Origin of the sequence: Oceanobacillus bengalensis (genome assembly GCF_003628445.1) — a bacterium.
Lineage (GTDB): Bacteria > Bacillota > Bacilli > Bacillales > Amphibacillaceae > Oceanobacillus > Oceanobacillus bengalensis.
Map to the genome: position 1 here is coordinate 1 of NZ_RBZO01000057.1, position 10,101 is coordinate 10,101.

Here is a 10,101-nt window from a genome sequence, read left to right on the forward strand (position 1 = left end):
TCCTGAGCCAAGATCAAACTCTCCAAAAAAGTTTGTATCTGATTAACACCAATCAATCAGATGAGTCTTAGCTTTTAGAAGTGTTACCTTCTATAGAAAGAAACTAGCGTTTCTTTTGTATGATTGTCTAGTTCGAGCGTTCAACGACTAGCGAAACTTCCTTCACCTCCGTACGATAAGTCAACATCGACTCCTTACGGTCGTCGTGTTTCCTTTATTTCCTTCGGCTCAGTCCAGTTCGTACGTCGTAAAACGAACGCTCTCACCTTTTCTTAAATCATACTGGTTGTTTTGTTCAGTTTTCAAAGAGCAATTATGTTCACCACTTCACAGCAGCAACATATACAATGTATCATAATAGGTAATACATGTCAATAAATGTTTTGCCAAATGTCGTTAAGTTAGCCTTATTAGCGACAAGAATTAAATTGTATAACAGATAGAATTAAAAGTCAACACTTTTTTTAAAAAAGTGTGATGGGCCTGAGTGGACTCGAACCACCGACCTCACGCTTATCAGGCGTGCGCTCTAACCAGCTGAGCTACAGGCCCACAGGAAATATGGAGCGGGTGAAGGGAATCGAACCCTCATCATCAGCTTGGAAGGCTGAGGTTTTACCACTAAACTACACCCGCATTTGATAAGATGGTCGAGAAGACAGGATTCGAACCTGCGACCCACAGCTTAGAAGGCTGTTGCTCTATCCAACTGAGCTACTCCCCGAACATAGTATTTCTTTTAATATTAAAGATGGTGGAGGGGGGCAGATTCGAACTGCCGAACCCTGAGGGAGCGGATTTACAGTCCGCCGCGTTTAGCCACTTCGCTACCCCTCCATAACTGGAAACATAATAAAGATGGCTCGGGACGGAATCGAACCGCCGACACAAGGATTTTCAGTCCTCTGCTCTACCGACTGAGCTACCAAGCCATAAATGGATAATTTGGTTGCGGGGGCAGGATTTGAACCTACGACCTCTGGGTTATGAGCCCAACGAGCTACCAGACTGCTCCACCCCGCGATAGTATAAATAATATAATATTGCTCATGCATCTTGCTTAAAACTGCTCGTCGTGTTTCAAGATTATTCGGTGATGATGCACTCCTCGTAAAACCTACATTGAAGTATTCCAAGAGGTTTACGGTTTTGCTCCACCCCGCGATAGAGTGAAAAATTAATGGTGGAGGATACAGGGCTCGAACCTGTGACCCCCTGCTTGTAAGGCAGGTGCTCTCCCAGCTGAGCTAATCCTCCATGTTGGTGACCCGTACGGGATTCGAACCCGTGATACCGCCGTGAAAGGGCGGTGTCTTAACCACTTGACCAACGGGCCAATAATCATTCGACAAATTTTGCTGAGCAATTAACAATATACCATTATATCGTTTCGTTGTCAATTAGTATTTACTTAAGATTTATTAAATGTTTTTCATCAGCGAGATTAATAATATAACTTTATACTATAGAAGTCAATAGAAATATGTTAAAAATTATCTAATGAATGAAAGAAAAGGATTCTATCATCCTTTTCTTTCTATATATAAATTGTAATAGTAAATAATCCTAACATTAAAAAGTTGTAACTAACCCCTATTCTATACAAAGTAATGCCAGACTCCATCCTCTCTTAATTCCTTTGTGATTTGTCGATTATACTCTAAATAATCTAGCTGCCCAATAATTTCGGACATGACAAGTGAAAATTGCGTGCTATACAACTTTTTATAATAGAATTGCGCTAACTCGTTTCCTGTCGAGATACCTTTCTCTATTAAATCTTTAATTTTCACCGCTTTCCTTTCCATGTCAGTTATTCTTTTTTTAATTAATGAATGTACTTCCTCTATTAATATTCCATGACCGGAATATACAAGCTTCGGGGATAAGGTCAATACCTTTTCCAATGATTTTCTATGCTGTAATAATGTTGGGAGACGCTCTCCTTTTATATTAGGTTCAACAAAAGCATTACTAGAAATGTGATTAATAAGCAAGTCACCGGAAAACAGGATGTTATTTATTTCGCTATACAAACCAATCTGATCTGATGCATGGCCGGGTACATGGATAATATCAAAGCCCAAATGTTTCTCACCTATTGGTGTAATCTCTGTATGTATTTTATTTGTACTGTTTTTCTCCATCATTTGCTTTAGATAATTTACTTGGTTCTTTCCTGCGTCTCCACATCCCATTTTTTCATATAAATTCGCAAAAAACACAACCCGCATTTCAAAAAATTCCCTATCACGCTTCAAACGTGGAATCGCATCTTGATGTGCATATACTGGTATAGGATGACTTGCAGTAATCCGATTAATTAACCCAACATGGTCGACGTGATTATGTGTTAAGACAATATCCGTTACATCTTGTAGTGAAAAGTCGTTATCATGTAATGTTTTCATTAACGTATTCCAACATTCATCTGTATCCAAACCTGCATCAACTAAAGTTAAGGCATTTACCGTTTTAACCAAGTAAAAGTTTACAGATTTTAAGTACGAATGAGTATCTACTATAATAGGGAAAATTTCTTCACCATCAAACTTTTGCATTACACACCCTCCTATATGGTGCCTGTCACTTGTCGAGAAATGTCGAATTTGATATTTACTTATCTCATTAAACGTTTCACCAATTTGTTTTAGTCTGTATTTTCCTTTATTCTACCTCAATATAGTCGGATTGTAAGGATATGCTTGCATAATTTCATTCTTTTTTAATGGTTATTCCAAATCCTGTTATTTCTTTAATCAACGTCGCTACTTATTCTGCTAGCTTCCATACTTCCTTAGCTCCTACTATAAATCCATTCCCATATTCCCCTGCACCAATAGCCTCAATCCTGCATTTAACGATAAAAGATTTGTTTGTTCTGTAATTACAATTTCCTCCCTAAACAGGTATAATCGGAAAAGGGAGTTGAAATAAATGAATAAACAAGACATCGCTAATATCCGAAAGCAATTTAAATTAGATAATGAACTTATGAATATCAAGGAAATCTTCAATGTTTACGTACAGAAAGAATCGGCTGACATTTACCACCATGTAAGCCAGCCATTCGAACTGTTGGATAGGGAATCTCAAGAATTATTTTTGGTAAACTTCAAGAAAATATTAACAGGTCAGATCGATTCCAAACTATTTGAGTTAACATTCAAAGGTGGTGTAGAAGAGAGCACACAGTCTATTCTTTTTGAAGGCTTACATGCGGACACGACAGACGACTGGAAGGAATATATGCTATACATTGTCGAGAAAATGTATGCAAATACGAAATATGATTTCGATACGGTTGTAACATTTATTAGCGGAGAATATCGTAAACCAGTGAAGAAACGTGATGCTGACTCTGAAGAAGGTGGAAATGATCAAGTCTATTCCAACAAGTTTATCCTTTGTAGTTTGAATAAAACCGATCAACCAAAAAAATCTTTAGTATTTGATTATATTGAAAAACAATTCAAATCAAATAGTGACGTAGATCCGATTATCAATTTAACTGCACCTTTAAAAGGATTCTTATTTCCAACTTTTAATGATAATGCTTCTGATGTGAATCATATTCTCTATAGTGCTGGAAAAGCTAACGAGCCAGATGTCACATTTATTGAAGAAGTCCTCAATTGTGAAGATATAATTACCGCTGCGGAAGATAAGGATTGCTTCGAGCTGATTTTAAACAATGTCATAGGAGAAAGAGTGGATTCGCAGGTCATTTCCAATATTTATGAGGAACTCGATAAAATTGTGCAGGAAAATGAAGAAGACGAGGAAGAAACCGAAGCCCCAACTATAGACTATCAGGACGTTGAGCACATATTAGCAGTTAGTGGGGTTGAGGATATAGATACCGAAAAGGTAAAAAACGCCTTTCAAACTGTCATCGATGATGAAAAACATTCATTCAAAGCAGGTAATCTAATTCCTAAAACCATCAAAATAAATACAGAGGTTGCAAACTTAGCACTTAGCCCGAAAGACCTGAAAAATATAAAATATATTACTTACAACGGAAAACGGTGCCTTCTAATCGAAATCAATGATGATGTAATCGTTGAAGGGTTTCAACTAGATACAGCAACATTATAGGTGCCAGGCAATTCTATAGGGGTTACTCCATCAAACCTAATCATTTTCTGAAGTAACCCCTTTTCAAAATTTAATTCATAAAAACTTCTTTATTGTAGATAATAAGTTTATCTATGCATTATCTAGGAGGATTTTGGATGAACGAGGAAAAAATACACATAAACCTAACATCTGCCGAGATTGCTTCACTTTGGACAAGTTATATGAATGACAGTATGACTACATGTATTTTAGAATTTATGCTCAAGCATATAGAAGATCCAGAAATAAAACCAGTTATTCAGTATGCTTATGATATATCGTATAATCATGTAAACAAGCTACACACCATCTTTGAACACGATAAATTTGCCGTACCAAACGGTTTTACGGAACAAGACGTTAATATGAATGCTCCTTGGCTCTTTACAGACACTTTTAGTCTAAGCTATGTGAATCACATGGCAAAAGTAGGGATGTTAACCTATAGTGGTTTTACCTCCATGTCTACCAGAGAAGATATCCGAGGATATTTTACAGATGCTTTATCTGAAACGGCTAAACTCTATAATCTCACAAGTGATATCGCTCTAAAAAAAGGCTTAAATAGTAGGCCTCCTTATATTCAAGTTCCAAAAGAAACGGACTATGTTGATAATAAGAAATATTTAAGCGGTTTAAATCCTTTTAGCGAGAAGCGACCATTAAATTCCGTTGAAATCTCTCATTTGTATCAGAACATAACAACAAATGCAGTCGGTGTGAAATTGTGTCTTGCCTTTGCTCAAACGTCCCCAACAAAAGAGGTACAAGATTTTATGCTCAGAGGAAAAGAAGTTTCAAAAAAACATATTAAAATTTTTGTTGATGTATTGTTGGACAACGATATTGAAGCTGCACAGGTACCTAATGTAGGTGTTAGCGACTCAACAACACAGACTTTTTCAGATAAATTAATCATGTTCCACATGTCCCTTATCATGTCAGCTGGAATTGGGAATTATGCTACCGCTGCGGCCGCAAGCCAGCGAAGTGATTTAATGGTAAATTACGAACGTTTATCGTTAGAAGTTGCTCGACTCGCAAAAAGTGGAGCAGATATTATGATTACGAACAATTGGCTAGAACAACCACCAGGATCGATAAACAGAGATAAATTGGCTAAGAATAAAATGGAATCCTAATAAACAGGAGCAACGCTACTTGCGTTGCTCCTGTTTATAAAGGCAAACTCGTAATGTCATCTAACGATTTCTACCATCTTGCTTCGCTTTATCAAAAGCTATGTCTGCACCTTTTATAAATTGCTCAATCGTTTAATTTTCAGTTGGTATGATCGCATTGTTTTGTACTTTTAAGTCATGTATTCCGCTTTTCACCTTGAATTCTTATCATGCAAAATTATTGGCTGATTCTCATCCATCGTTGCTTTGTATAAACTAATATTTCCAACAGTTGGTTTTGAAGCATCAGAATGCACCTCGAAATTTTCATTTAACGCTATTGTCCAAGCAGCTCCGTTGTTATTTTTTAAAATAACAGCTAGTGTACCAAACTGCTCAATATTCTCCCACGAAAACAACTCTGTATTATTATTTTCCGTAACAGAGATTCCTTCTTGATTACTATTTACCTCGACGTTTTCCCCCTGCCATACGCCATGAATCTCTGCTCCGACATAATAGTAAGATGTACCATTTTTACGATCACCGTATGTACCAATAAATTGTTGGATGGTATTATCGGGAGTTTGATAAGTAAAAGCTGCAATATCATTTGCTAACCATTCTACTTTGTACTCTCCAACTATCTCACTTGGCAACATTTCCTTAGGACGAGCTAAAATACTATAATATGACCGGTAATATACTGCCTCACCACTCGCAACATCTTCTTTAACGGAAAAGACATGTTTGAAATCAGGGGATATACTTGTTATGTTCATGATTTGGCCGTTATTCTTATCAAGTAAGAAACCATTAACAATGATGAATACGGCGGCAACAATAACAATTCCTATTTTTAACATTTTATTTAGTCTCAGCAATAACATCTGAGCTAGCACTAAACAAATAACACAAAGCATATTTATAATGTAGAATAGCCTATTATCTATATATTCTACTTGATATCTTGCATGTACGAAGAAGTATCCCATTTGCAAGCAGAAAAAGCCAACTGCAAAAAGAAACAGAATCCAGCCACCTATCTCAATCCATTTATTTTTATATTCTTTCATTTGGATGAACCTCCTCAGAAAAATCCCAAGTCAATCCATTATCTTTTGATATAAATTTCCCTTTCACCCTACCACCTTCATAATCACCGTTGGGACCTTGATTAACCATTACCGACAAATGATCTTCCTCTTTCACTGGAACTTCTGTTTGTACAAAAATCCTATCATACTGCTCTGGAATATGAAAGACAGCTTTGTACCATGTATTTCCGCTATCTTGCGTAACATATAAATCTGGCTCCTCAGGATTAATGGTCCCATAGGATAAAAATCCTGTCCTTTCATCTACAAACCCACCATCCGAAATTAATCTCGTTGTCGGTAGATCTGCTGTCTGTTCCCAAGTTTCCCCACCATCATGCGTTAAGAAGGCAGCTGAATACTCCTGAGACATCGTTCGATCACCAGAAATAATTACATAACCGAACTGTTCGTTTAAGAAGTCTACTTTTCTAAAACGTAAGACTGGGAAAGATTCTGTAATAATAACATCTTTCCAGGTTTTCCCCTGATCGAGGGAATTTTTCAAAACGACTGCTCCCTGTCTATACAAGAATGCAGCTCTGTCTTCCGTAAGTATATAACTATCATCAATCAATGTTTGTTTATTGCCCCTGTACTCCCCATCAAATAACAAATCTTTCTCAACCGGAACCTTTACCCAATCTTGTCCTTTGTTAAAGGTAATGTTGAGTTCGTCATTTTGTAACGAATAGCTAATTGAATCATTATTAACGGGGTGCAGTGGTGCAACTTGAGGCTGTTCTCGGGTGGATGGATTTGTAGTTATATTCGAATGATTTAGTCTTGGAAAAGAATTAAGCCCTTGCATTTCGTAATAGGAAATACCAAAGATTAAACCGATTATTATAATAGTAGAAAAAATTAGGATAAACTTTTTCACAAGAAGGCCCCCCTTATGAATATTTTCAGTTAATGTTATCAAAGCGTACCTATTTAGCGTATGCATAAGCATGTAAATACTAGCGACCTGCCCACGCACTAATCGTAGAAAGGAGTGATTCTTTTTGTAATAGTAATTGCTTCTTCCGATGACCGTTTGCGCCTGAAGGATGAGGAAAACCATATAAATAGAAGTGCTCCGGTAGCTTCCCTTCTCTATTTAACTTATCAAAGACATGCTCAACTGTTTTCCCTAAAGGGATAATAAGTGCAGGCTGTTCGATCTGACTAAACTCCTGAGGGAATATATGATAAGCATAGGTGGTAAGTAACGAAGAATGCGAGATAATAGGATGATGACCAGTATAATTCTTTCCTTGGTAGAAAACAGGGTATTTAATAATGGAGGTTGTGTGCAGTAATTGTCTATGTTCTTCAAATAAAGAAGAGGAACTTTTAACATGGATTGCTTCATGAACACCACATTCATCTAGCATATGAATGAGATTTGAGCGAATCGTTCCAGAAAAGCTAGCAGCCTTCTTAACATCTTGTAAAATTTTTTCTATGTTATCTAGATTCGCCAAACCTTTGACGAATTGCTGAAAAGCCATTTTCATTTGTTTCCAACCCGGGGTAATCCCGACGATAACAATCATTGCTTTTTGTTTATATATTCATTATGGGGGGCATAATACATGCTCAGCTCCCCATCCTTATCAATTAGAAAATCATCTACCAACAAATCGTTCTTTGTAATTGAATGACAAGAATCCAAATTTTTAATTGCAGGCAAATATTTTTGTAACTCTGTACGTTTATTTATATATGACGTATCATTTTAAATTTAGATATCCCAGTATCAATCAATAAAAAGTCTCACATATTCCACTTATAATAAACAAACTTAAAAAGCTGTCCATTCATTTCAAATGCTTTATCATCTGTCTCCATACATGTAAATCCATTTTTTTCGAGAACTCTTTGTGAGGCTATGTTATTCGTTGTTGTCTTCGCTAGAATTTGTTTTATTCCTTGCTTGCTCACCATACTTAGAAATAACTTTAATGCAGTATGAGCGACTCCTTTTCCAGTATATGCTTCTCCGACTCGATATCCGATGTGACCCATATGTTGAGATTTATAAATATCTACCAAGTTCATTCTTCCAAGAAGAATATCATTTTCATCTTTTATTAAATAAAAACACGATCGTCCTTTAGCTTGTTCATCAAGTAACGCTTCATGGTTTTTTATAAAGATTTCTAAATGATAATAATCATCTCCACGACTTGGTACCATTTTTTCGAAATATGCCTTGTTTTCAAGTTCAAATTCATATAATTTATTAGCATCAGCGTGTTGTAATTTTTCCAATTTAATATCCATAATCGTTACTTCTCCTTAAGTAAAATACGCGTTAACAGAATTAGTGATTATTCGAATCGAAAATTCAACATACTTCTTCCTTTAAGCTCGGTTCCATCTTTCCATAGAAACTAAAGCATATTGTGAATCAATCTTTTCTTCATCAACTTTTATTTCTAATGGCGTGTTCGTATTGTCTATACGTTCCTGCTTAATCACTTCATTTTTCTCTGTATGTATGTGAATAAAATTTATTTCATTAGGCTGTGGTTGAATGTTATTCCAATCGATTTGTATTGTATCCCCTATTTCAACATCTCCTGCATGCACACTGGTGTGATTATATATGTTATTGTCATCACAATGATTCCAGCACACTTCCTCATAACTATGATCAAATGCGGTATTTTCGGACTCTCCATTATGAACCTTTTCTATCGTTGGTAATTCCATAATGGCGAAATCTGGAAGTTTTCCATCAACTATTTTTGTTTCCTCGCTACGTTTTTCAATAACAATATTCCCCACATATTGAACCCTGTCTGGTGAATTAGCAAATTCTACTTCTAAAACATAGTTCCCTTCGTTCGTTGGGAGTTGAAATTCATAGGTATCGCTCAATTCAATGGCTATTTGTTCCCCATCTTTCCATATAGCAGCTTTTATCGTTGGGTCTGTCCAAATATCTCCACCATTTTCTTCATTCTCTTTAAATACGAAAGAAGCCTCTTGGTTCGGAAAAGCTCTAATTTCATCTTGTGATAATCCAAACTCCTCTATATTCTCTATTGTTTGTTCTACCTTACCACTCGATGAATCCCAACTAATATTCGCTTCAGTTAATTGTGTTTGTAGGTCTGTTAATCCAATCTCTACTTGTAAATATGCAGTTGGAACAGCAACATCATAATCTTCTCCAATACATGCTGCTAATGTTAATACAAAAGACAATCCTATCAATGACTTTAAAATATTCCTCATTTCGCACCTCTAGTTCACATGACTATTCCCCTATCTTCCAATCTATTTTACCATATTTTCTAAATATTTAAACAAAATAAAAAGCCAATTAAAATGATACTTTATCATTCGGAACTGGTGGTTGCCTAGAATAAAAAAATCAAACAGTAATTAATCTTATTTCCATTGTTGACACCCTTTATCAACTACCTTTGCTCTCCATTTCCTCTTCCTTCCTTCCGTCGTTGACAGCCTCTATCAACTACCTTTTTACTCTATTTCCTCTTCCTTCCGTCGTTGACAACCTTTATCAACTACCTTTGTGCTCTCCATTTCCTCTTCCTTTCGTCGCCTGACTACCTCTATCAACTACCTTTTTACTCTATTTCCTCTTCCTTCCGTCGTTGACAGCCTTTATCAACTACCTTTGTATAAATGTCAACGATAAAATGTACACTTTTGATTGTTTAAGAATGTACACTTTTGTTTTTTAGTACCCCTGCAAGATTTATTCGCAGGGGCACTTAGTGAATCAATCAAATGGACTAATG

The 10,101-nt window shown here is 36.1% G+C and carries 8 protein-coding genes and 8 tRNA genes; 2 read left to right on the plus strand and 14 right to left on the minus strand.

Features of this window, described 5'->3' with window-relative positions; translation table 11 throughout:
* Window positions 1-478: 478 nt before the first annotated feature.
* The 9 genes from D8M05_RS19505 to D8M05_RS19545 all read right to left on the minus strand — a co-directional run bounded on the left by D8M05_RS19505 (window position 479) and on the right by D8M05_RS19545 (window position 2,561).
* A tRNA-Ile gene (locus tag D8M05_RS19505) sits at window positions 479-552 on the minus strand.
* Window positions 553-562: 10 nt separating this feature from the next.
* Window positions 563-636, minus strand: a tRNA-Gly gene (locus tag D8M05_RS19510).
* An 11-nt stretch (window positions 637-647) separates the two neighbouring features.
* Window positions 648-724: transfer RNA gene (locus D8M05_RS19515), tRNA-Arg, on the minus strand.
* Window positions 725-752: 28 nt separating this feature from the next.
* Window positions 753-837, minus strand: a tRNA-Tyr gene (locus D8M05_RS19520).
* 22 nt (window positions 838-859) lie between these two features.
* A tRNA-Phe gene (locus tag D8M05_RS19525) sits at window positions 860-932 on the minus strand.
* A 14-nt stretch (window positions 933-946) separates the two neighbouring features.
* Window positions 947-1,023, minus strand: a tRNA-Met gene (locus D8M05_RS19530).
* 158 nt (window positions 1,024-1,181) lie between these two features.
* Window positions 1,182-1,257 (minus strand) — tRNA-Val (locus tag D8M05_RS19535).
* Window positions 1,258-1,261: 4 nt separating this feature from the next.
* Window positions 1,262-1,336 (minus strand) — tRNA-Glu (locus D8M05_RS19540).
* Window positions 1,337-1,598: 262 nt separating this feature from the next.
* Entirely contained in the window at window positions 1,599-2,561 is a 963-nt protein-coding gene (locus D8M05_RS19545) for an MBL fold metallo-hydrolase (RefSeq protein WP_121134740.1), read from the minus strand.
* A 376-nt stretch (window positions 2,562-2,937) separates the two neighbouring features.
* On the opposite strand from D8M05_RS19545, the gene D8M05_RS19550 reads away from it, so the two are divergent.
* Complete coding sequence (locus D8M05_RS19550; RefSeq protein ID WP_121134742.1) at window positions 2,938-4,101, plus strand: DUF4317 domain-containing protein; 1,164 nt, start codon at window positions 2,938-2,940, stop codon at window positions 4,099-4,101.
* A 137-nt stretch (window positions 4,102-4,238) separates the two neighbouring features.
* Entirely contained in the window at window positions 4,239-5,264 is a 1,026-nt protein-coding gene (locus D8M05_RS19555) for a DUF3231 family protein (RefSeq protein WP_121134743.1), read from the plus strand.
* 191 nt (window positions 5,265-5,455) lie between these two features.
* Here the strand turns inward: D8M05_RS19555 and D8M05_RS19560 are convergent, their stop codons facing one another.
* From D8M05_RS19560 to D8M05_RS20350, 5 genes are all read right to left on the minus strand, one after another.
* Complete coding sequence (locus tag D8M05_RS19560) at window positions 5,456-6,319, minus strand: hypothetical protein (RefSeq protein ID WP_121134745.1); 864 nt, start codon at window positions 6,317-6,319, stop codon at window positions 5,456-5,458.
* On the minus strand, window positions 6,306-7,223 hold the full coding sequence (locus tag D8M05_RS19565) for a WD40/YVTN/BNR-like repeat-containing protein (RefSeq protein ID WP_121134747.1): 918 nt from the start codon (window positions 7,221-7,223) through the stop codon (window positions 6,306-6,308). The genes D8M05_RS19560 and D8M05_RS19565 overlap by 14 nt, the downstream gene beginning before the upstream one ends.
* Window positions 7,224-7,302: 79 nt before the next feature.
* Entirely contained in the window at window positions 7,303-7,842 is a 540-nt protein-coding gene (locus D8M05_RS19570; RefSeq protein WP_245985548.1) for a uracil-DNA glycosylase family protein, read from the minus strand.
* A 259-nt stretch (window positions 7,843-8,101) separates the two neighbouring features.
* A complete protein-coding gene (locus D8M05_RS19575) occupies window positions 8,102-8,611 on the minus strand; it encodes a GNAT family N-acetyltransferase (protein WP_183072870.1) in 510 nt (169 codons plus the stop codon).
* A gap of 81 nt (window positions 8,612-8,692) precedes the next feature.
* Window positions 8,693-9,571 carry a hypothetical protein gene (locus tag D8M05_RS20350; protein ID WP_183072871.1) on the minus strand — a complete coding sequence of 293 codons (879 nt, stop codon included), beginning with the start codon at window positions 9,569-9,571 and terminating at the stop codon, window positions 8,693-8,695.
* Between the last annotated feature and the right edge of the window lie 530 nt (window positions 9,572-10,101).

Excerpts from the sequence above, each read along its gene's own strand:
- D8M05_RS20350 (WP_183072871.1), bottom strand. The coding sequence starts at position 9,571 with ATGAGGAATATTTTAAAGTCATTGATAGGATTGTCTTTTGTATTAACA.
- D8M05_RS19555 (WP_121134743.1), top strand. The coding sequence starts at position 4,239 with ATGAACGAGGAAAAAATACACATAAACCTAACATCTGCCGAGATTGCT.
- D8M05_RS19545 (WP_121134740.1), bottom strand. The coding sequence starts at position 2,561 with ATGCAAAAGTTTGATGGTGAAGAAATTTTCCCTATTATAGTAGATACT.
- D8M05_RS19575 (WP_183072870.1), bottom strand. The coding sequence starts at position 8,611 with ATGGATATTAAATTGGAAAAATTACAACACGCTGATGCTAATAAATTA.
- D8M05_RS19550 (WP_121134742.1), top strand. The coding sequence starts at position 2,938 with ATGAATAAACAAGACATCGCTAATATCCGAAAGCAATTTAAATTAGAT.
- D8M05_RS19570 (WP_245985548.1), bottom strand. The coding sequence starts at position 7,842 with ATGAAAATGGCTTTTCAGCAATTCGTCAAAGGTTTGGCGAATCTAGAT.
- D8M05_RS19560 (WP_121134745.1), bottom strand. The coding sequence starts at position 6,319 with ATGAAAGAATATAAAAATAAATGGATTGAGATAGGTGGCTGGATTCTG.